General features: G+C 49.0%; 16 protein-coding genes. 9 read left to right on the top strand and 7 right to left on the bottom strand.

The genetic code is table 11. The features are described 5' to 3' along the window. Positions 1–50: 50 nt before the first annotated feature. A complete protein-coding gene (locus tag GWG06_RS06030; protein ID WP_160712014.1) occupies positions 51–1,823 on the bottom strand; it encodes a carboxypeptidase-like regulatory domain-containing protein in 1,773 nt (590 codons plus the stop codon). Between the two features lie 233 nt (positions 1,824–2,056). Between GWG06_RS06030 and GWG06_RS06025 the strand changes: the two genes are divergently transcribed. Together GWG06_RS06025 and GWG06_RS06020 are read left to right on the top strand one after the other, a co-directional pair. Then, positions 2,057–5,122, top strand: a complete 3,066-nt coding sequence (locus GWG06_RS06025) for a SusC/RagA family TonB-linked outer membrane protein (protein WP_160712012.1) — start codon at positions 2,057–2,059, stop codon at positions 5,120–5,122. A gap of 11 nt (positions 5,123–5,133) precedes the next feature. Then, positions 5,134–6,882, top strand: coding sequence for a RagB/SusD family nutrient uptake outer membrane protein (locus tag GWG06_RS06020; protein WP_127043413.1), 1,749 nt, complete (start codon positions 5,134–5,136; stop codon positions 6,880–6,882). A gap of 152 nt (positions 6,883–7,034) precedes the next feature. Here GWG06_RS06020 and GWG06_RS06015 read toward each other — a convergent pair whose 3' ends face one another. Genes GWG06_RS06015 through GWG06_RS06005 form a run of 3 tightly spaced genes read right to left on the bottom strand, consistent with a single transcriptional unit; the run spans position 7,035 to position 10,987 of the window. Then, positions 7,035–8,486 (bottom strand): Gfo/Idh/MocA family protein, encoded by a 1,452-nt coding sequence (locus GWG06_RS06015; protein ID WP_127043412.1) that lies wholly within the window; start codon positions 8,484–8,486, stop codon positions 7,035–7,037. A gap of 42 nt (positions 8,487–8,528) precedes the next feature. Next, positions 8,529–9,221, bottom strand: coding sequence for a gluconate 2-dehydrogenase subunit 3 family protein (locus tag GWG06_RS06010; protein ID WP_160712010.1), 693 nt, complete (start codon positions 9,219–9,221; stop codon positions 8,529–8,531). 23 nt (positions 9,222–9,244) lie between these two features. Further along, the gene (locus GWG06_RS06005) at positions 9,245–10,987 is read right to left on the bottom strand and encodes a GMC family oxidoreductase (protein ID WP_127043410.1); all 1,743 of its coding nucleotides are present in this window, start codon (positions 10,985–10,987) and stop codon (positions 9,245–9,247) included. A gap of 81 nt (positions 10,988–11,068) precedes the next feature. On the opposite strand from GWG06_RS06005, the gene GWG06_RS06000 reads away from it, so the two are divergent. Next, positions 11,069–12,532: a gluconokinase gene (locus GWG06_RS06000; RefSeq protein WP_160712008.1), complete on the top strand. Its 1,464-nt coding sequence runs from the start codon at positions 11,069–11,071 to the stop codon at positions 12,530–12,532. 136 nt (positions 12,533–12,668) lie between these two features. Here the strand turns inward: GWG06_RS06000 and GWG06_RS05995 are convergent, their stop codons facing one another. Both GWG06_RS05995 and mutL read right to left on the bottom strand, forming a co-directional pair. Next, positions 12,669–14,102 carry a T9SS type A sorting domain-containing protein gene (locus GWG06_RS05995; RefSeq protein WP_160712006.1) on the bottom strand — a complete coding sequence of 478 codons (1,434 nt, stop codon included), beginning with the start codon at positions 14,100–14,102 and terminating at the stop codon, positions 12,669–12,671. Between the two features lie 185 nt (positions 14,103–14,287). Continuing rightward, the gene (gene mutL / locus GWG06_RS05990) at positions 14,288–16,189 is read right to left on the bottom strand and encodes a DNA mismatch repair endonuclease MutL (protein WP_160712004.1); all 1,902 of its coding nucleotides are present in this window, start codon (positions 16,187–16,189) and stop codon (positions 14,288–14,290) included. Between the two features lie 333 nt (positions 16,190–16,522). On the opposite strand from mutL, the gene msrB reads away from it, so the two are divergent. Further along, a complete protein-coding gene (gene msrB, locus GWG06_RS05985) occupies positions 16,523–17,005 on the top strand; it encodes a peptide-methionine (R)-S-oxide reductase MsrB (protein ID WP_127041748.1) in 483 nt (160 codons plus the stop codon). Between the two features lie 85 nt (positions 17,006–17,090). After that, positions 17,091–18,107 (top strand): SRPBCC family protein, encoded by a 1,017-nt coding sequence (locus tag GWG06_RS05980; protein ID WP_127041750.1) that lies wholly within the window; start codon positions 17,091–17,093, stop codon positions 18,105–18,107. A gap of 56 nt (positions 18,108–18,163) precedes the next feature. Here GWG06_RS05980 and GWG06_RS05975 read toward each other — a convergent pair whose 3' ends face one another. Beyond that, complete coding sequence (locus GWG06_RS05975) at positions 18,164–18,442, bottom strand: YciI family protein (RefSeq protein ID WP_127041752.1); 279 nt, start codon at positions 18,440–18,442, stop codon at positions 18,164–18,166. A gap of 221 nt (positions 18,443–18,663) precedes the next feature. On the opposite strand from GWG06_RS05975, the gene GWG06_RS05970 reads away from it, so the two are divergent. The 4 genes from GWG06_RS05970 (at position 18,664) to GWG06_RS05955 (ending at position 22,819) form a co-directional block, all read left to right on the top strand. Next, positions 18,664–20,469, top strand: a complete 1,806-nt coding sequence (locus GWG06_RS05970; protein WP_160712002.1) for a DUF4836 family protein — start codon at positions 18,664–18,666, stop codon at positions 20,467–20,469. A gap of 151 nt (positions 20,470–20,620) precedes the next feature. Further along, positions 20,621–21,271 carry an ATP-binding cassette domain-containing protein gene (locus tag GWG06_RS05965; RefSeq protein ID WP_160712000.1) on the top strand — a complete coding sequence of 217 codons (651 nt, stop codon included), beginning with the start codon at positions 20,621–20,623 and terminating at the stop codon, positions 21,269–21,271. 12 nt (positions 21,272–21,283) lie between these two features. After that, positions 21,284–22,480 (top strand): ABC transporter permease family protein, encoded by a 1,197-nt coding sequence (locus GWG06_RS05960; RefSeq protein ID WP_127041758.1) that lies wholly within the window; start codon positions 21,284–21,286, stop codon positions 22,478–22,480. Between the two features lie 18 nt (positions 22,481–22,498). Then, entirely contained in the window at positions 22,499–22,819 is a 321-nt protein-coding gene (locus tag GWG06_RS05955; RefSeq protein ID WP_127041760.1) for a Dabb family protein, read from the top strand. Positions 22,820–22,993: the final 174 nt, after the last annotated feature.

The following is a 22,993-nucleotide window of genomic DNA, read 5'->3' as shown; positions in this document are numbered from 1 at the left end:
AATAACTTTTGAAAGCTACCGGCCTTTTTTATAAGAAGGTGATTTACTGATTATTCTATGCGGATACGGAAGTTGCCGCTGATAGGAACCTGAGCCTGAGTGGAGTAATTATAAACATTTCCGAACAGGCTGCCTTCCAGGTATTCACCAGGGCCGCCGGTAGCAGTAACTTCGGTATTCAAAGAGCCATAATAAGCAACGCCATCAACATTCAGATTCAGTGTGGAGTAGTTGTTACTGCCAAGCCCTATCGTATAAAATACCCAGGATCCTTTATTTAACGATGGCTGTGCTTTGCTAAACGTTATCTGATACCGGGTTGATGAATCGTTAGATGTCCTGAATCTGATTGAATCGCTGATGGTGTTAAATTCATATGCTTTGCCTTCCAATAGCAATTTAATTTCACCGGGCTGAATATTATTACATGCCTGCATGTCGCGGGTATAATCACCGGGAGCAAGTTGTTGCCTGATCGTAGACATTTTATTGGCACCCTCATCTACAGCATTGATGATGACTTCCACAGCATTGTTGTTACTGCATCGTGGAGCAGCGACGCTATAGTTGCCATTAATAATCGGTGCTCTGTAACTGATGCCTTCTACAGAAATATTTACAACTCCGGTTTTGACAGGAGCGCCGCTGCAGGAAATGATTTTACCATGTAATGCCAGTGTCAGCTGCTGGCCGCGGGCAATGGTGATTTTTCCGATATTGGCGTCAGTAGAGAAGGGGCCTATTTTCCGGGTGAAGATGATATCCTTACATTTATCCTCAATGGTAATGGTCAATTCTTCGTGAGATGGAATATCACCACTTACCATACCAGCTTCATCTGTGAATCCGTAAGAAGAACTGATCTCCTGGCTCCGGGTGATGGTCACTTTTATATTAGGATAAGGAACTCCCTTATCATCCTGGAAAACAGCTTTGAATTTAACTACCGGGAATTTCGCATCCACATTCCAGAAAGAAAAGTGTTTCACCGTTCCCACATAGCTGTTGCCTATTTTCTGTGCGCTGCCTTCCTCCCGCCATAAACCGATGGCTTCATCAAAGTGCCATAAGGGAATAGTAGCGGGTGCGCCGGCCTGTAAGGTTGCCGGAATATCCAGTTTAAACGTTACGTTATTGGTGCCGTCCAGGTGCAGTTTTTCTCCGTTTTCTCCCTGTAACTCCAGTGCCATCATCCCGTAGGATTTCAGACCTACTATGGCATTGTTAATATCAATAGCCCTGAGATCACCGGGCATAATATCTGCAAAATCAGGATGTTCCGGATTGATAGGCGCATACAGCAAGGTAACTTTTCCTTTGTAAGGCTGATTGTTTGCATTCAGCACCTGGTTGGGCACAAAAATGAACTGCGCATTGGAAGCGGTGATATTACCGCCGGTAGCGGCGTCAAAAACTCCTGCCGCTTTTTTGGGCAGCAGCTGTACCTGTATGTATTGCAGCTTACCCGCACCGGTAACGGAAATAGTACGGATACCATCGAAGTAACCGGATTTTTTAATGGTGATAACACCGGCTGCTTCCTGCAATGTTACTTCCGGAATAATAAATGCACCATGTGTATCTGTAGTTGTCAAGATACCTCCGCAGGCCACCTGTGCGCCGGAAAGCGGGTTGCTGTTTTCATCAGATACGATACCCTGTAGGCCTGCTTTAACAGGCTTATCAGGTAATGGATTTTTGCCGCCGGGATTGGTACCGGGATTAATGATTTCCGGCTGGTTATCTGCCGTTGCCATCCTCTTATCACATGCCGCCAGCAATAGCATGCTGCCGGTCAGCAGGTATAGAAAAACTTTCTTCATAGGTAAGAATGAAATACTGTTATTACAATTTTACACGGGGTTATTCAACAGGGTTCAAATATAGATGATTCTTGTTATCCGTTTGTGAATTTTAAAAAAAGGTGTCGCTTTCACACTTATTTTTAGAAAATCTATAAAGCATTTCTTGATAAATTGATACAGATATGAAATACCCTGCTACGCGATAAAAAAGGGCAGTTCATAGATTAAATAATATCACCAAAATTACGTTTATGATTCCACGTTATGTCAAGGGCATGCTATTGCTATGCCTTGCCGGCGCTGCTTTCAGGCCGGTTTATGCACGCGCGCCGATTCCTGCTTTCTGGCAGCAAAGTAACATCAACATCAAAGGAAAAGTAAAGGACATCAATGGTAATCCGTTACCGGGAGTGACCATATTGGTAAAGGACACCAAAAAGGGAACGACCTCTGATGAAAAGGGAAATTTTTCACTGAACGATGTGAAAAAAGATGCAGTCCTGGTTTTCCAGTACATCGGATTTGATCCGCTGGAAGTGAAAGTAGAAGGGCGCACCAGCATCAGCACCGTATTAAAGGAAAACCAGAAAACCCTGGATGAATATGTAGTGGTAGGTTATGGTACGCAGAAGAAAGTTACTAAAACCGGTGCGGTATCTTCTGTGAAAGGCGCTGAGCTGCAGCAGTCGCCCAATGTGAACATCTCCAACTCCCTGGTGGGCCGTATTCCTGGTATCATTGCCGTGAATAACAGTGGTGAACCGGGTTATGACGGTTCCCGTATTTTCATCCGCGGCCGCAGCACGCTGGGCAACAGTGCGCCGCTGACGGTTATCGACGGGTTTCCAAGAGATGGTTTTGAGCGCATGAACCCCAACGATATCGAAAGTGTGTCTATCCTGAAAGATGCGGCCGCTGCCATCTATGGTTCCCGTGCGGCCAACGGGGTTATACTTGTTACTACCAAGCGTGGTAAAGGCGGTAAGCCATCGCTGAGCTATGGCTATAACCAGTCTTTCGTAACGCCTACGCGCCTGCCTAAAATGGCCGATGCGCCTACCTATGCGCAGCTGGTAAATGAAATTCTCAAGTACGGAGGCGATAAACCACGTTTCACGGATGAGCAGATAAAAAAATTCGGCGACGGCTCTGATCCGTGGCTCTATCCCAACACCAACTGGTACGACGCCGTTATCAAAAACATCTCCCTGCAAAACAGGCACGATCTTTCCCTGAGCGGCGGTACAGAAAAAATGGCGTACTATGTTTCTCTCGGTTCCCTGTTCCAGGACGGGATTTACAAGAACAGCGCCACCAACTATAAACAACAGAACGTGCGGGCCAATCTGGATGCCACCGTCAATGAAAACATCCGCCTGCGGTTTGATCTCGCCGGCCGCCTGGAGAATAGGAACTTTCCGCCCCGCAGCGCCGGCTCCATCTTCCGGTCCCTCATGCGTGGCCGCCCTACGGAAAATGCTATCTGGCCCAACGGCCTGCCCGGTCCGGATATCGAATACGGCGATAACCCGGTGGTAACCAGTACTAACGATATCGGCTACACGAATGATAAGAACTATGTGGTAAATGGTAACCTGGCAGCTGTTATCAATATCCCCTGGGTACAGGGGCTGTTTGTGGACGGAGCCTTTGCCTACGACCAGAACTTCAACTTCGTAAAATCATGGGTGAAGCCCTGGACACTCTACACGCTCGATCCCAACAAGCCGGGACATCAGCTGAATGCGGCTTCCAGGGGCGTGAGCGCGCCGGAGCTGTCTGAAAACTACCGGTCGTACCGCCAGGCTACCGTCAACTTTAAAGTGAACTATGTGAGGTCTTTCGGAAAGCATAATCTCAGCAGCTTCATCGCCTTCGAACAGGCTACCTTCGATGGTGATACGCTGAATGCCAACCGCAGGTATTTCATCAGCGATAAACTGGATCAGCTGTCTGCCGGCGGCGATAAGGAAAAGAATAACTACGGCAGCGGCTTTTCCTTCGCCCGCAGAAACTATTTCGGCCGTATCTCCTATAATTACAAGGAAACATATCTCTTTGATTTCAATGCCCGGTATGATGGTACGCAGAACTTCCCCAGAGACAGGCGTTTCGGCTTCTTCCCGGGCGCATCAGCGGGTTGGGTGCTCTCCAATGAAAACTTCTGGAAGAAAAGTATCCGCGCACTGGATTACTTCAAGATCCGCGCTTCCTGGGGACAGATGGGTAACGACCAGATTCCTTCTTTCCAGTACCTGAGTACCTACGGGTTCAGCAGCGGCGGCGTCATGCTCGGCGGCGACCTCAACAAGGGTATCTACCAGCTCCGTTCTCCCAACGAGGCCATCACCTGGGAGGTGGCCAACAACTACGACATTGGTATCGAAGCCAAACTGCTGGGGGATAAACTCACTTTTGAAGGCGATTATTTTTATACGCGCCGCTCCAACATCCTCGTGAGCCGCAGCCAGTCTATGCCCGCCTACACCGGTATGACCCTGCCGCAGGAAAACCTGGGCCGTGTGGAAAACAAAGGTTTCGAAATAGTGGTGGCCCACAAAAACGACATCCGTAAATTCCATTATGAAATTATCGGAACCGTTACCCATGCAGAAAATAAGATACTGTTCTGGGATGAAGTACCCGGCGTTCCGGAATGGCAGAAGTCTACCGGCAAAATGATTGACGCCCCCCTTTATTATAAAGCCATCGGTATCTATAAAACACAGGATGAAGTAGATAAATCAGCGCATATCAGCGGCGCCCGCGCAGGAGATGTCATCTTCGCAGACATTGACAATAACGGGAAAATCGATGACCTGGACCGCGTGCGCATCAACCGCACCCAGGACCCAACCTGGATATTCGGGCTGACCTTCATCGCTAAATTTAAGAACTTCGACTTCACCATGTTATGGCAGGGAGCCACCGGCGCCAGCCAGTACCTGCACACAGAATCCGGCCTGATAGGCAATTTCCCGGAGGCTTATGTCAAAGACCGCTGGACAGAAACCAATACCAACGCCTCCTGGCCGCGCGTGAACGACCGTGATAGAGAATACTGGGTAAGCCGTCAGAACTCTTTCTGGTTCTGGAATACCAACTATGTAAGACTGAAAACCCTTGACCTGGGATATAACCTGCCGGCGAAAGTCTGCAAACGTATTGCCCTGCAAAACCTGCGGGTATATGTAAGCGGACAGAATCTCCTGACAATTGACAAGGTGAAGATCTTTGACCCGGAAGCGCCCCAGGGCAGCGGTCAGTTTTATCCGCAGACAAAGATCTACAACGTAGGATTAAACCTTACTTTCTAAAGCAACGAACCATGAAAAAGTTACATATTATAACCTTCCTGACCGGCGCAGCGCTGCTACTGGCTATCGCTTCCTGCAAGAAGGATTTCCTGGAAAAGAAACCACTCACAGAATACGAAGAATCTGATGTATGGCACGACATCGGGCTGGTACAGGCTTTCGTAAACGATCTCTATGTACAGATGCGCCCGGGATTCAACGAAGTAATGCTGTCTTCCATGACAGACGAAAGCCGTTTCATTCATGATTACAATACTTCCCGCGTAGTGCAGGGCAACGTATCGCCCGATGATATCGGCGCACTGAATGACTTCAGCCGCTGGGATGCGCATTACAGGGTGATCCGCAATTGTAACATGTTTTTTGAGAAAATGGGAGAAGTACCGTTTAAAGATGAAACGCAGCGCAGGCGGCTTATGGGAGAGGTACATTTTTTCCGTGCCTGGTATTATCAGATGCTGGTAAAGTACTACGGCGGCGTTCCGCTGATTACCAAAACCTTTAATATCAAGGGAGATGAACAGGAGATACTGAATATTAAGCGGGCATCTTTCGAGAGATGTGTTCAGTTTATTTCAGATGAATGTGACAGTGCCGCCAAATATCTGCCTAAAGTATATGATGATGTTGCTGATAAAGGAAGAGTGACCATGGGCGGCGCGTTGTCGCTGAAATCAAGGATACTGCTCTATGCAGCCAGTGATCTGTTTAATGTGGGAGTCACCAGTGAACTGATGGGCTACAAAACCGGCAGTCAGCAGGCACGTCTGCGGTTGGCAAAGAATGCAGCCAAAGCCGTAATAGATCTGAATTTATATGAGCTGTACCGCCCTACGGATTCTGCTGCAGAAAACTACAGCCGGGTATTCCTGGACAAGGATAATAAAGAACTTATCTTCTTTAAGCAATATGATAAGGCGCTGCTGGGCACCTCGCACGATTTGTATAATGGTCCTAACGGTTATCATAACTGGGGAGGCAATGTGCCAATCGAAAATTTCGTGAGCGGCTACCAGATGAGAGATGGTTCCGCCTTCTCCTGGACCAATGACGCACAGGCCAAAGCGCCTTATGTTGGCCGTGATCCGAGGTTCTATGCCACTATTTTATATGATGGCGCCAAGTGGAAAAAGCGTCCGAAAGACGGTGCAGAAGTGGATCCGGCTGGTGTGATACAAACCGGCCGTTATGAAGCCCTTAACGGGAAAGACAGCGTCTGGGGCCTGGATACCCGCAACAGCACTATTGAAAACTGGAATGGCACCTTCTCCGGCTATTACCTGCGTAAGTTCATGGATAAGAACCTGGATGCGCAGTTCTTTCGCGGCGATCAGCCATGGATATTCTTCCGCTATGCAGAAATACTGCTTAACTACGCAGAAGCCAGCATCTGGCTGGGAGAAGATGCAGACGGCCTGCCCATGCTGAACATGGTACGTACCCGCGCCGGTATGCCCGCCACCACCGCCACCGGCGAAGCGCTCAAGGCAATACTGAGATATGAAAGACGATATGAACTCGCATTTGAAGAACACCGCTTTTTTGATGCCCGCCGCTGGAAAACAGAGGCCATGACAGCTTTCAACGGAAGCGCATTGGGTATTGAAGTACTGGGTTCCCAGATCGCCGGTCATCCGTTTTCTTACAAACCTGTCAGCATCCAGAGCCGCAGCTTCGCCCTGAAAGACTATCTGCTGCCTATTCCTGCAGCAGAAATCAGGAAAAACGGCAACCTGGAACAACAGGACACGTATAAATAATGCAATAATTACGAATTGCGAATTACGAATTACGAATGAGGAGCGAAGATTTAAGCGAAGAAGTAAATTCTTTATCCGCTTAAATCTTCGCTCCTCATTCGTAATTCGCAATTCGTAATTCGTAATTAAAAAGGATGATTTTATTACATCCCTCAAACCCCCAGTGACCAACCATCGCGGTAGGTACGTTTTACGAACTGGTTGGCGGCGTCGAAGTTGGTGATCTTCATGTTAGCGCCGTCCCAGAGTAATTTGATATAGCGGCCAGGATAGTCGTAACCTTTGCCGGAGGCTTTAGGTGTACGGATATCGTAGCTGCGGATAGCGAGATTGGCCATCAGGATGCTTTCGGTGAGCGGGCCGGCAATGTCGAACGGAGAGCTGAGGCCTTTGGCCTGCTGGCTGTTATAGCCTGCGATGGCGGCGTTCACCCATTGTACGTAGTGGCCTTCCGGTACGCGTGCAATAGTTTGCGGTACTTTCACTTCGTTAGTGCGGGAGGTAGGCAGCAGTTTAGGATACATGCCGTAGGTGCCGCACATCATTTTACCTTTATCACCGATGAAGATAGCGCCATTGCCACCGTCGCCCATTACTTCGTTAGGGCCCAGTTCCTCCGGGCGTTCCGGCTGAATACCGCCGTCCATCCAGTGCAGGGTTACTTCCTTGCCGTTTTTACCAGGGAATTTCATGATCACATGAGAAGAAGGAGGGCAGCTTTCCGGGAAGTACCCGCGGTTGAATTCACCTACATATACGCTGCCAACGCTGCATTCCACGGAGGTAGGGTAGCCGAGGCCCAGTACGCGGAAAGGCGGTTCAATAATATGGCAGCCCATATCGCCGATAGCGCCGGTACCATAGTCCCACCAGCCGCGCCAGTTGAATGGTACCAGGTTATCCACATAATCTTTTTTAGGAGCAGTACCCAGCCAGAGATCCCAGTTCAGTTCTTTGGGAATTTCCTGTTTGCCGGAAGGCCAAGCAATACCCTGTGGCCATACGGGGCGGTCTGTCCAGCAGTAGACGGTATGCACATCACCGATTAAGCCGGCGTTGTACCATTCCATCAGCTGGCGAACGCCATCGCCGGAGGAGCCCTGGTTACCCATCTGGCTCACGATCTTATGTTTTTTTGCGCCCTGTGTAAGCATACGCGCTTCATAAATATCGTGTGTGAGCGGTTTCTGCACATACACGTGTTTATTCAGCTGCATAGCGCCCATAGTAGCTACTGCGTGCGTATGATCCGGTGTGGAAACGGAAACGGCGTCAAAGTTTTTATGTTCCTTGTCGAACATCTCCCTGAAGTCGGTATAAAATTTCGCTTTCGGAAATTTCTTAACGGCATCGGCAGCGCGACGGGTATCAACATCGCAAAGGAAGGCTATATCAGCCGGGCCTTTCGTGAATTCAACGATGTCGCTGTAACCTTTACCGCCAACGCCTATACCGGCAACGCGTAAACGATCACTGGGTGCAGTATATCCTCTGCCTAGTACATGACGTGGAACGATCATGAAGCCTGCGGCTGCGAGTGCGCCGTTTCTCAGGAATGATCTGCGGGAAACATTGTTTCCCTCATTTTTTTTCTCTGGAACCATGAGTGATATAATTTTTTTAGATAGATAATTCGCAATGCATTATTAATCCCAGGTCATTATCTTGCCCCTGTCTTCGATTTTCAGGCAGGTGGCCAGCGTTTTCTCATCGTAGGCGTAGCCGTATTGTTTGAGTACATCTGCCGGAACGCCGTCCCACTCGTTGGGAGTGTTACCGATATAGCCCAGGTCTTTGATACCTATTTTACTGGTGAAGAAGCCGGTGGCGGTCAGGTTGCGCATGCGGTTAAAGAAGGCAACGCCCTGGAGGTTTTCCGGAGCGGCCTTTTCCGGCCATGCGATCAGTTCTACCATCTCCATGCGTTGTTGTTCGCTGCATTCAGCGAAAGATTTGTTATAGCGTTTCGCGCATTGTACATCCAGCCAGCGCAGGCCGCCACGCATGGGCAGCTGGTGTTCGGGCATATCTTTTACGATGAAGGCAATGAATTCCGGCACTTTGGCATCGGTAGCGCTGCCGGAATGTTCATCTGCCGGAATGATAATATCTGCCAGTATGGCGATGGTTTTCATTTCTGCCGCAGTGAAAAATTCGGCTTCATTCAGCGCTTTATCTCTGGCGGCTTCGTCCGGGGTACGGCCATAGCCGGGAGTTTTGCCAGCTACGTCTTCTTTTTTGCCGTCGCCTTTTTTGTCTTCACAACCGGTAGCGGCGAGTATGGTGCCTACAGATAAAGTTCCCAGCGCGAGGGCTTTGAGGGATTCTCTTCTATCCATAATGTGATGTTTGCTGTTGATGATTAAATATTTTGTTTTTTCAGTTGATCCACGATGTATTCAGAAGCGCGCATGGAGAGGGCGAGGATGGTCCAGGTAGGGTTTTTATCTGCCTGGGAAACGAAGGCGCCGCCATCTACTACGAACAGGTTTTTCACATCATGTGCCTGGTTGTATTTATTTAAAACGGAAGTGGCTTTGTTGTCGCCCATGCGGGTAGTACCTACTTCATGGATGATCCTGCCGGGGTTTTCCAGTCCGTATTTGGTATCTGCGCCGGGTTTTACACCGGAGGCAACACCGCCCATTTCGTGGATCAGCTGTTCGAAGGTATCCTGCATGTGTTTTGCCTGTTTGATTTCATGATCGCTCCAGGTGTAATGGAAACGCAGTACGGGGATACCGTATTTATCGACTACATTGGGATCTATTTCGCAGTAGTTGTCTTCGCGGGCAATACATTCGCCTCTTCCGGCAAAACCGATGTGGGCGCCGAAGAAGCGGCGGTAATCATCTTTCAGGGATGCGCCGTATCCGCCGGCAGCTTTGGGTTTGCCATCGCGGCCAGGGTATTTTCCGTTCATGCGTTCCATCCCAAATCCGTAGCCATAGGAGGGCATGTGCATGCCGCCGCCGAATTCAATATGGTAGCCGCGGGCGAAGTCCAGTTTTTTATTATCGGCCCACCAGGGAATGTAGAGGTGCATACCGCCTACGCCGTCTTCATTGTAACGTTTACGATCCATGAGATGCGGCAGGAATCCGCTTCTGGAAGCGCCGGTAGAGTCGTGCAGGTATTTGCCGACTACGCCGCTGGAGTTGGCGAGGCCGTTCGGATGTTTGGAAGATTTTGAATTGAGCAGGAGCCTGGCAGATTCGCAGGCACTGGCTGCGAGCACTACTACTTTGGCATTAACGGAATATTCCTGCATATCTGACTTATCGATGTAGGCAACGCCGGTAGCTTTATCACCGGTGCCGTCTGTCAGCACTTCGCGTACCATGGCATTGGTGTAGAGGTCTACATGTCCGCTCTTCATAGCAGGTTTAATGAGCACGGAAGAGGAGGAGAAGTCGCCGTATACAGTGCATCCGCGGCTGCATTGGCTGCAGTAAAAGCACGGGCTGCGGTCTTTGTTGACGGAGCGGGTGAGAATAGAGAGGCGTGCAGGTATAACCGGCATACCGAGTTTTTCCCCGGCTTTTTTAATCATGAGTTCGTGCAGCCTGGGTTTTGGCGGGGGCAGGAAGAATCCGTCCGGTTCATTGGGCAGGTTTTCTTTCGAGCCAAAAACGCCGATCAGTTTATCCACCCTGTCGTAGTAGGGGGCAACATCCTGATAGCTGATAGGCCAGTCGTCGCCGAGGCCGTCGTAGCTTTTATGTTTGAAATCACGTTCACCAAAACGGAGGGAGATGCGGCCCCAGTGATTGGTTCTGCCGCCCAGCATACGGGAGCGGAACCAGTCAAATTCAGTACCGTCCTTTTTCGTATATGGTTCACCGTTAATTTCCCAGCCACCATAGGCCGCGTCAAAGTCACCGAACGGGCGGGTAGTACTGGCGCCTCTTCTGGGCGATTCATATGGCCATTTCAACTGAGTAGCCTGTTCCGGATCTGCCGGATCGTATTTGGGCCCCGCTTCCAGGAGCGCCACTTTCAAACCCGCCTCTGATAATATTTTGGCTGCCATACCGCCACCGGCGCCGGAACCAACAATACATACATCATAGAGCTTAGCCTGTTTTTTAATTTCGAAAGCCATTGCGTGGAAATTTTGGACTTTATTTAAAGAACACCGGTTTTAAATCTATAAATTAAATGCGGAAAAAGCAGTGTTTTTTTTATGAGTGATAACACATCTTATATCATTGGCACAGATATCGGCACCGGCAGTGCTAAAACGATTAGGCTTGGGGTGTACAGCGGGGCCGTATTAGGGTCATTTCAACAGGCATATCCGACCCTGCATCCGGCGCCTGGCTATGCGGAGCAGGACCCCGAAGCACTGCTGGCAGCCGTAAAAGCCGGGATCCGGGAAATGGCGGCAGCGGCAGGCGGGCCGCCACTGGCCATCGCCCTCAGCAGCGCTATGCACAGCATCATGGCTGTAGCGGGAGATGACACCGCCCTCACACCCCTGATTATCTGGGCAGATAACCGCAGCGAAATCCAGGCCCTCGCTCTCAGAGATACCCCGGAAGGAATAAACATCTACCGGCAAACAGGCACACCCGTTCATGCCATGTCGCCACTCTGCAAAATCCGCTGGCTGCGGGAACAGCAACCTGCCCTCTTTGCACAGGCAGCCATGTTCCCCGGCATAAAGGAATATATCCTGCATCATTTCTTCGGACATTATATAACAGATCACTCCATCGCATCGGCCACGGGGCTATTCAACATCGCCACCAGACAATGGAGCGATGAGGCCCTGACAGCAGCGGGCATCCGGGCGCATCAGCTGCCTGCGCCGGTACCGGCCACGCATATACTGACCGGCCTGAAACCGGCAGTGGCAGCGGAGCTGGGTATCCCGGCAGATACTCCTTTTATCGTCGGAGGCAGCGATGGGTGCCTGGCGCAGCTGGGCAGCAACGCACTGGACACCGGTCACGCCACTATCACCATCGGCACCAGCAGCGCTATGCGCATGGCAGGCCTGCAGCCGGTAACAGACGCGGAACGCCGCCTCTTTACCTACCTGCTCACGGACGACATATATATTACCGGCGGCGCTTCCAACAACGGTGGGGTATTGCTGCAATGGCTGGTGCGGGACTTCCTGAAGCAGCCTTTGGACAACCTGCAATCCCTTATCAGTGCCGGATTACAGGCCGAGGCCGGAACATTGATCTGCCTGCCTTACCTCCAGGGAGAGCGCGCCCCTATCTGGAACAGCCACGCTACGGCGGCTTTCATCGGAATACAGCCGCAGCACAGTACGGAACATTTTATGCGCGCCGCCCTGGAAGGCATCTGTTATGCCCTGCGCAGCATCCGGGACCCGCTGGCAGCTACCGCCGGCGCCATCCATAAAATATCCGTCAGCGGCGGATTCACCGCCTCCCCCGGCTGGATTCAGCTGCTGGCAGATGTATTCGGACAAAGCATGCACGTCCGGCAACAGCAGGATGCTTCTGCCATCGGAGCCGTTATGCTCGCCGCCGAAGCACTGAAACTACCGCCCATAGCCGGCCTGCAACATCAGCACGAAAAAATATACACTCCGGATATGGACAGACATGTTGTGTATAACCAACGGTATGAACGGTTTATACGGTTAGGAGAAGTAGTCTTAAAGCAATAAATGCTTTAATTGCGAATTACGAATTGCGAATTACGAATGAGGAGCGAAGATCTAAGCGGGATAAAGAATTCTTTATCCCGCTTAGATCTTCGCTCCTCATTCGTAATTCGCAATTCGTAATTCGTAATTAAAACAATCATTGTGTTTTTTGAATCAGGATATGGGAGGAGCTGATTTTCCCGTCTCTCCTGATCTGTATTACATACTGTCCGGCTTTCAGTCCGGCGATATTCACGGAGACGCTCTGCTGGCCGTTGGAAACACCGCGGCGTACTTCCCGGTTGTTCATGTCGTAGAGGTGATATTCAAAGGTGCTGCCGCTTTTATGTTCCGTATCATGGATCCGGAGGATATCGCTGGCAGGGTTGGGGCTGATGCTGAAAAAGGTTTCAGGGCCACCGCTGTTGGGACCGTAGATACGTCCGCTGGCAGTCTGTTGTTCGCTTTCCCCGCATTCGCATAAGTATTTCGCCACAATAAAAAAGGGAGCAGAGTGTTTGGGAGGAACGGATTGAGTAGACACCCAGATATGATTCGTTCCCTGTCCCTGTCGGATGGTGCCGTTTACAACCTGCCACTGATAAGAGGTGGCAGCTGGGTGCTGGTCTATGCTAAATGCAATATAATCGTTTGCCGGAAGATGGCCGATTGGCAGTGAGCTGAAAATCGGGCTGGCAGGTGGTGGTGTGCCATTCACCTGCAGAGTGATGGTCCCGGCGGCGGATGCGCTGCACGTACCGGCTGCAGCCTGGCAGGAAATGACAGCCGTTTTAGCCACGTCGTCGGTATTGGTAATGGTTACGTTTTTTCCGGTAGCTGCCGGTAAAGTCACCGGAGGTACCTGCCCGTTAATGCGTATCGTAGGCTGATCTACGCTCCAGATGTAGTCTGTGGCGTTAGGAACATCATTTACGGATAGCATGAACGGACTTCTTTTACAAATGTACAGTGGCTTGACTTCTGCGCTGATGGTTGGTTTGGCCAGGGATATACCTGTCACGGAGAAGTTAAAGGTTTTTATCAGCGGCGCCACATCAGGGCAGACGCTGAATACCTTTACAAATGCCGTTGACCAGGAGTATATATTCGTGACATTATAAGTTATCTTTCTGGTGCCTGCACCCTGTACAACCGGCCAGCCGGTGTTGTTTTCCCACTTGTAAGAGTCTGCATAAGGGCTTTCATCAACCTCTAACTGCTGATTCCCTTTGAAATTACAGGGAAGTGTGATGTATTGGGGAAGAGCCATAATGGACGGAAACGCCTTCACATTTACACTCAGTTCCACCCGTCTGGTTTTGCTATCACAGGAGTAATCTGCAATAACCTTATTTACCCCCGGGTCGTAATAGCGATCTTCAAAAGTAATGTTAACAGTAGTGCCGCTGCCACTGATTGTCGCATTTCCCGGATAGACACTCCATGTTATACTTGCTCCTGAGCAGGGAAGGTTGGCAGTATACTGCTGAGCGGTGCCCGGACATGGGTTGGTACTGCCTGAAATGGATTGTGCATAAGCGCCTGAAAAACAAAGAAACAGGCATAGGATGGGTAAACATAATTTCATCATTGATAGGGTTTGGGTTAAGGGAAAAGTAAAAATATCAATGAAAATTACACGAAAAACCAGCCGGGAAGCCTTAAAAGATGAGGTAAGTTTTCAAGCAGGAAAGAGATTTTTTAACTGGAAAAGTTAGGTGGGAGAACAAAAGAAAAACAGGTGGCCTCCTGGTAAGAACCACCTGTCTGAAACAATTAATTGCCTCTTTCAAACATCCGGGCGAGATCCGTGAGTTTGAAGGATATGAAGGTAAACTTCCCGCCAGGCGCCACGTTAGGCATGCTGCAGGCAAAAAGTTCGTCAATGATATTCTGCATTTCGCGGGAGGAAAGCACTTTTCCGGCCGGGATGGCGTTATTGCGTGCCATTGAGCGGATCAGTTGTTCCCGCCTGTTTACTTTCAGGTCGCTGAAGTGTTTGAACTGCTCCAGCAGCCCTTCTATGGTGGCCTGGTCGTTGCCGGCCTGAATATCTGCCGGTACGCCGCGAACCACAAAGGTATGGTTACCGAAAGGTTCCAGCTCATAGCCCAGGGCCTGCAGTTCGGGAAGCATTTCCGCAATGATGAGCGCATCTGCCGGAGGCAGCTGCAGCGTTTGCGGGAAGAGGCTTTGCTGGGTAGCCATCGGAGTTTCCTGGATGGCGCGCAGATAGCGCTCGTACAGGATTCTTTCATGGGCCGCCTGCTGATCTATCAGAATGAAGCCTGACTTGATCTGGGACAAAATATATTGCTGGTGCACCTGAACGGGCACTTTCTGATCGGTGGAGGTGTCCTGCCAGCGTTCATCAATGACAGATGCGGTGGCGTGCGGCTGACTTTCATACGTTACTGCCGGACGCGTTTCCGGTTCTTCCGTATAGGCGGCAACGGTATATCTGTCTGCAGAAGGCTGCTGGGAGCTGGTTTCATACAGGTCTTTCCAGTGTTTCAGATTGCTGCCGGTATTGCTTTTGTCAATCATGTGCGCCTGGTGGGCCTGTGTGAAGGACTTGTACAGGGGCGACTGGGTGGACTCTTCCTGCTGTTTGGCGGTGAATGGTTTGCTGACAGCATCCAGGGCCTGGATACTGGGATCCAGGTCAAAGTCCAGGGTAGCCGTTACGTTGAACTGTGCCAGCGCATGTTTTACCGTGGCCTGAATAAAGGCGTACATGACCTTTTCGTCATCAAATTTGATCTCCTGTTTGGTAGGATGCACGTTGATGTCCACATGCTCCGGGTTCACATCAATGAACAGTACATACAGCGGGAAGCTGTCTGCCGGAATAATATCTGCGAAAGCACTCATCACTGCATGGTGCAGGTACGGGCTTTTGATGAAGCGGTTATTAACGAAGAAGAACTGGTCGCCGCGGGTTTTTTTGGCGGTTTCCGGTTTACCTACAAAGCCGTACACGTTCATATAGTCGGTACTTTCCTTCACATTTACGAGACGGGCATTGTAGTGCTGGCCCAAAATAGCGATAATACGCTGTTTCAGGGAGCCTTTGTCCAGGTGAAACAGCTGCTGGTTATTGCTGGTGAGGGAGAACTGCAGCTGCGGGAAGGCCATGGCCACTCTGATAAACTCATCCACAATATGTCGCATTTCCGCCGCATTGCTTTTCAGGAAGTTTCTGCGGGCGGGCACATTGAAGAACAGGTTTTTCATGGCAATACTGGTGCCTTCAGCCGTCTGACAGGGTTCCTGTTTTCTGACCACGCTGTTGTCAATCTCAATATAGGAGCCCAGATCGGTAGTTTTTTTCCGGGTTTTCAGCTCCACCTGCGAAACGGCTGCAATAGAAGCCAGTGCTTCGCCGCGGAAACCCATTGTCCGGATCTGGAAAAGATCGTCTATAGATTGTATTTTGGAAGTAGCATGACGTTCAAAGCACATCCGGGCATCCGTTTCACTCATACCGCCGCCGTTATCAATTACCTGCACCAACTCCTTGCCCGCATCTTTAATGATCAGCTGAATTTCTGTTGCACCCGCGTCCACTGCATTCTCCAGTAATTCCTTTACCGCCGATGCCGGTCTTTGTATCACTTCCCCTGCAGCTATCTGGTTCGCTATATTGTCTGGTAATAAATTGATGATATCCGCCACTTAACTAGCCTTTTGGCGTAAAGTTAATAATTTATACGGAGTTGCTCGCGGGTGATTATCAGACTGTTTGAATCCGGGAAGCCCGGTTACCGAAAATACTGGTCTGATTTATGGGGTTTAACAATCCATTAAGCGCATTCATACGTACTTTTATCAGAGAAAAATATAATCTAAGCCAAAGAGTTATTTAATGAGAGTTATACAATGATAGTGTTAATGTCACGTTAACGACAACAAACGTAGTATATGAACCTGCGGAATCTGATAATTTTGAGCATCGCAACATTAGTCACCAACTGTACTTACTCGCAAAACAGCGAAAAAAAGAATTCAATGGAAGATGGAAAAAAGAAGGGAGAAGTGTACTCCCGGTCGGACACTAGCAAAGTGAACAAAACCGACGAGGAATGGCGTAAAATATTACCCCCGGAAGTTTACAATATCGCCAGAGAAAAAGGAACCGAATGGGCATTTACAGGTAAATACTGGAACAGCAAGGAAAAGGGGACCTATTATTGCGCCGCCTGCGGTAACCCGCTTTTTGTCTCAGACGCCAAATTTGAAAGCAGCTGCGGCTGGCCCAGTTTTTTTGAACCTATTACCAAAGCCAGCGTCATCTACACACCGGACAATTCACATGGCATGCACCGTACAGAAGTAATGTGCGGCCGCTGTAAAGCACACCTCGGTCACGTTTTCGACGATGGTCCGCCGCCAACCGGCCTCCGTTATTGCATTAACTCCGTGATCCTGGATTTTGAACAGGCCAAAGAAGCAGACAAACACTTCAAGGAAAAAGAAAAGGAAAAAGAGTAGCCCGAACCCGCACTTACAATGCCAACACCCCCGGCGGTTGCACAATAAAAAAACGTATTTTTATTGTAATCAATCCCCCGGAGTTATGAAAGTATTAAAAGCGCTTGCCTGGATTATCGGACTTCTCCTGCTTGTTCTGATTATTCTGATTTTTACCGCTCCTACCCGGTTGCATGTGGAACGCAGCGTTGAAATCAACGCGCCGGCATCTATTGTATGGAATGATATTGTGCGCTTTGAACGCTTCAATGAATGGAGTACCTGGAAACAGATGGACTCTGCTGCCAGATATACCATCACGGGAGATGATGGTACTGTAGGCGCTATCAACTCCTGGAACGGGAAAAAAATCGGAGAAGGCCAGCTGCAGCACCTCTCGCTGGATCCGTATAAAACTGTTCAACAGAAATTAACCTTCATTAAACCATTCCGGTCCGAATCGGACGTGTATTTCCGGCTGACGGAAGCAGCCGGAAATACTAAGGTCGTATGGGGATTTGATGCCCGCTACGACCGGCCGCAGAACGTAATGGCCCTTTTTATGAAAAGCGCCCTGGAAGATGATTTCCAGAAAGGACTCAATAACCTTAAAAGTATGGCTGAGGCCGATAAGAACGGCCCCGGCACCCCCAGCGGTATTAATGTTACCGTAAAAGAAATGGATTTCCCCGCCACCACGTATGTGGGTACACGAAAAACCATCCCCTTTAAAAGTATCGGATCCTACTACCAGTCCAACCTGGGCGTCATCTATAAAGCCGCAACCGCCGCAAAACTGCAGCCAGGGGTGCCTTGCGGACTCTTCTTCACCTGGGATGAAAATGCAAAACAGACAGATATGGCCGCCGCTATTCCCGTTCCGGAAGGCAGCACCCTCGGCGCCGGCTTCGAAATATTTAAACTGCCGGCCGCCAAAGCAGCCTATGTGGATTATTACGGCCCCTACGATAAAACTGCCAATGCACACGTAGCCCTGAAAAAATTTGTAGCAGGTAAAGGAAAGAAAGTCATTCCGCCAACAATAGAAATGTATGTGACAGATCCGGGCACAGAAAAGGACAGCAGCAAATGGCTCACAAAGGTCATTTACTTTATGCAGTAGTCAGTAAGGCGGGGAAAAATAATGGAAGCTGGCACAAAAGATAAAAAGGAAGGGAACTATTTTCCGGCAATAGCCGCGTAAGGTGTTGGCTCAAATTCAATGATCTCGTACATCGCCAGCTGATACTTTTCCAGCGGATCTTCACTCATAATCTCTTCCACCTCCTTGCGGCTGGAAGCCTGGCATAAAATCAGTGATCCTGATTTGGGCTTTCTCCTTCCGGAAAGAATAAACTTGCCATTGTCATAATATTTCTGAAGAAACGCGGTGTGCGCCTCCATAAAGTGCTCTACTGCCGCCACAGGACGGATGTATTGTAAGAGAATCAGGTACATAATGGTTTTTCGATGGTTTTAATTGTTAGTTTCATAGTAAGCAGACAAAGGTATTAACAATATTGGTACCGAATTATTGTACGGATCCCTGAAAACAGGGACATATAAGCAACAAAAATATGCGTACTTTCGCAGGAATGAAATACCACGATAGTGGGAGAGTATTGTAGACGAATGCAAAATGTTGCTACGTATTAACGTTTTTAATTTTTATATCTTTTATGAAAAGAACAATTTCCAAAGTTTTGTTAGCTGCCGTCAGCGCAGCAGTATTCCTTTCTTCCTGTTCCAAAACACCTGATGAAAGTAAACATATCCCCAAAAATGCAGGGATCGTGGTTGACCTCAATGCCAAACAACTCACCCAGAAACTGGTGACTAATGGCATCACTATGGATAAATTCTTCTCGGCAATGCAGTCGGAAGACTCTTCCAGCAAAACGATGAAGGAATGGAAAGAACTGGAAAATTCCGGCCTGGACCTGAAAAGCCACTTCTTCGTGTCTTTCGTTTTCCAGGGTCAGCCATCCGAACATAAATCTTACCTGAGCATGACCGGCAGCCTCCAGGATGCCGCCAAATTTGAAGCATACCTGAAAAAGGAGAAAAAAGACTTCTCCCTGAAAACAGAGAAAGATTTTAAATATATCTGGGAAGAAGACAAACACGCACTCGTTGCCTGGACCAACAGCACCGTACTGTACATCAGCCCGGTTGATCCCAGCGACCTGAATAAATACGCGCCTGCCGGTACCCCCGGTCTGCCCGGCACCGACGACGAGCCTTCTATTGAAGATGCCAACCCGGCCGCCATCGACTCCGCTGCTGCCACTCCGGTTGCACTCTTAGCCACTGCCGACGATGCGGAAGTAAAAACCTGGGTTGCTGAAGCCGATCACCTCTTCCACCTGAAAAAAGAAGAAACTGCCGGCGCCCTGGAACCATTCGCCAAATTGCTGAAAGAAGGCGCTGACATGGGCATATTCGTAAACCCGGAAGCCATCTATAACAGCGGTCAGCTGACCATGATTCCCGCTAATTTCAAAAAATTGATGGAAGGTTCCTTCTACACCGCTTCCATCAACTTCGAAAAAGGTAAAGTGGTAGCAAACGGTATACAGTACATGGGCAAGGAAATGGCTGCCATCTTCAAAAAATCCGGTAAAAAAGAAATTGACCTGGATATGCTGAAGAAATATCCTTCCAGCGATGTTACCGGATTCCTGTCCTATGCACTGGATTTCCAGATGATAGGTGAAATCATTAAATCAACCGGAATGGACGGACTTGTAAACATGTTCCTGTCCAGCAAATCCGGCCTCACCATGGATGACCTCCTGAACGCATTCGAAGGTCAGCTGGTATACATCGCCTCCGACTTCTCCGTTGTGAAAAAGGAATCTCCTTATTTCCCGGGCGAATTCAAGGATGAACCTACTGCTAAATGGATCTTCAGCCTGAAAGTAGGTAAGAAGGAAGCATTTGAAAAAGTGATGAACTCTCCGATGCTGAAAGAAGTATTCCAGAAAGAAGGTGACCGCTATGTGCTGGCTAATCCGGCACTGGCTGCCAACGCACCGGCCATGTCTATTACCGACAAAATGATCACCCTGGGTTCCGACAGCGTGCTGCTGCAGCAGTACCTGGGCGGTAAAGGCGCTATCAAACTGCCAGAAGGTGTTGAAAGCAAAGTGAAAGGCAGCATGATCGGCGGTTATATTGACCTGGAGAAAATTACCAAAAACATTCCGCTGGATAAACAGGAGGAAGAAGAGAAAACCATCATCACCAAAGTGCAGGCCCTGCTGAAAGATGCTACCCTGGTAAGCAAACCTGACGGCGATAAAATCCGTACAGAAGCGGTGATGAACCTGAAAAATAAAGACGAAAACAGCCTGGTGCAGTTCTTTAACTTCGCTACCGAAGCCGCAAAAGTGATGGAAGCGAAAAAAGCGAGAAGCAAAGCTATTGAAGACAGCCTGTTTGCTACTCCGGTAGATACTGTGGTTGCAGAACCAGTTCACTAAGCCTGTAACGGCATTTGTATATTTAGGGATTTTTTGATTTCGTGATATACGGATTTAAATACAACGGCAATATTGTTGCATTTAAATCCGTATATCACGAAATCAAAAAATCCCTAAATCATTTATATTGGGAACGTTAACAGCAAGGACTATGCAAATTCAGCTAGAAAACCTGATGCCGGTACCCCTAAAGGATAAACTCCTGCAGCGCGATTCCGGCGTCTGGAATAAGGAAGTGATCTTCACTCCGGGCAGCTTCGTAAAAATAAAAGCCCCCTCCGGCACCGGAAAAACCACACTGGTGCATTACCTGTATCATATCCGTTACGACTATACGGGCAAAGTGCTGGTAGACGGCCGGCCGTGGCAGTCATACAGCAGAAATGAGGTAGCCTCCATGCGGCAGCAGCAGGTGAGTATTGTGTTCCAGGACCTCCGGTTATTTGAACAACTCACAGCGGAAGAAAATATCACCCTTAAAAGAGTGATGCTGCCACAGCCATACTGCAGCGCCGAAAAAGTAAAGGAAATGGCTGCCAGACTCAACGTAACGCATGTACTGCAGCAAAGCAGCAAAACACTGTCATACGGCGAACGGCAGCGTATTGCCATCATCCGGGCGCTGGTACAGCCTTTCCAATGGCTGCTGATGGACGAACCCTTCAGTCATCTTGATGAAGACAATACCCAATGTGCGGCCGCCCTCATCGCTGACGAATGCAAGGCCCGCAACGCCGGATTCATTTTAACTGACCTGGATAATGACCAGCACTTCTCCTATGATGTGCATTATCATCTTTAATTGTTGTTTTTCATGCGCCCTTTCTTCGAACTACTCAAAAAAATTATACATACCGGTGTTGGAAAAACACGCTTCCTGATGGCATCCATCGGGCTGGGAATAGCCATGCTGCTCATTCTCGTTGCCATCCAGGTGCATTCAGATTTTAACCAGCTGCTGTACAGTACCAAAAATCAGAATGAAACCGCCGACTTCCTCGTGATTAATAAAAAAATCACCAACGCCAATATGGGGCAGACTGGCAAAAGCGCTTTCTCCCCGGAAGAAATTGACCATATCCGGCAGGAGCCTTTCGTGCAGGCATTCGGGTTAATCACCTCCAGCCAGTATAAGGTGGTGGTGCAGGCCCCCGGAGATCTGCATTTCGCCACGGATATGTTCTTTGAATCCGTACCGGACAGCTTTATTGATGTGAAGAATGACGACTGGAAATGGAATGCAGGCGACCGTACCATTCCCATCATTCTGCCCAGTGACTTCCTGAATCTTTACAACTTCGGATTTTCACTGAGCCAGGACCTGCCACAGATTTCCCAGGAAACCGTTAAAGCCCTGCCTTTGCAGGTGGTCATCTCCGGAAATAATATCTCAGAACAGTATATCGGGCATGTGGTCGGTTTCTCCGACAGAATTTCTTCCTTTCTGGTGCCTGCTTCATTTATGCAGTGGGCCAACGAAAAATACGGCACAGGCAGGGCAGCAGGCACCTCCCGTGTAATCATCAAAACACCGGACCCGTCAAACCCTTCCCTGGTAAAGTTCCTGGAAGATAATGGCTACACCACCAATCAGGATAAGCTGAAATTCAGCAAAACACGGATGATAGTACAGACCATCGTTTCCGTAGTAGGATTTTTCGGACTGATACTGCTGCTCTTTGCCATGCTGGTTTTTAGTATGTTCATTCAGCTGATTATCGCTTCCTGTAAGAAGGAAATACAGCTGCTGGTGATGCTGGGAACTGCGCCGGTACAACTGAAGCGCTACCTGTTGAAACAATTTGTGCCGCTGTATATTATTATCGGTGTGCTGAGTCTGGCTATCCTGGCGGGATTGCAATATATTACCGCCACCATTCTGGCAAAACATGAAATGGTAATAAGCCCCTGGCCGGGCGCAGGCGTATTTGCCGGAGTGGCCGGCGTACTGGCATTGGTGTACCTGGTAAACCGCTATACTGTCAATGCTTATGTAAACAAGGAATCATAATTTATTAAATAACGTTATATGAAGGCATTGGATAAGAAATTTGTGCATGTCGTTAACTTCTACCTGAAGAGCGGTTTATCTGAAGAACAAATCAGGCATTTTGAAACAGGCATGAGCAGCCTGCACGTAATTGATGAGATCAGGGTATTTAATGTAGGCCGGCCGGCAGCGACCGACCGCCCGACGATAGACCGGAGTTACAGCTACTCCGTACTGATGATTTTTGATAATCAGGAAGGTCATGATATTTACCAGGTACACCCGGTGCACCGGCAATTTGTGGAAAACTGCAAACAATACTGGGAGAAGGCGGTGATTTTTGATGCCGAAACAATATGAGGCTTTGAATTACGAATTGCGAATTACGAATTGCGAATGAGAAGCGAAGACATAAGCGGATGAAGAATTTAGCAGTTCCACATTAGGGCTGCCACCCAGTTTCGCCAGCAGTTTGGTATCGTGGAGGCGGGGTTCCGTTACCCAGAGATCGTATCCTTTATCGTAGGAAACCAT

The organism is Chitinophaga solisilvae (genome assembly GCF_009928525.1).
Lineage (GTDB): Bacteria > Bacteroidota > Bacteroidia > Chitinophagales > Chitinophagaceae > Chitinophaga > Chitinophaga solisilvae.
The sequence above is the reverse complement of the archived record's forward strand: the minus strand, read 5'-3'. Positions and strand labels throughout refer to the sequence as shown.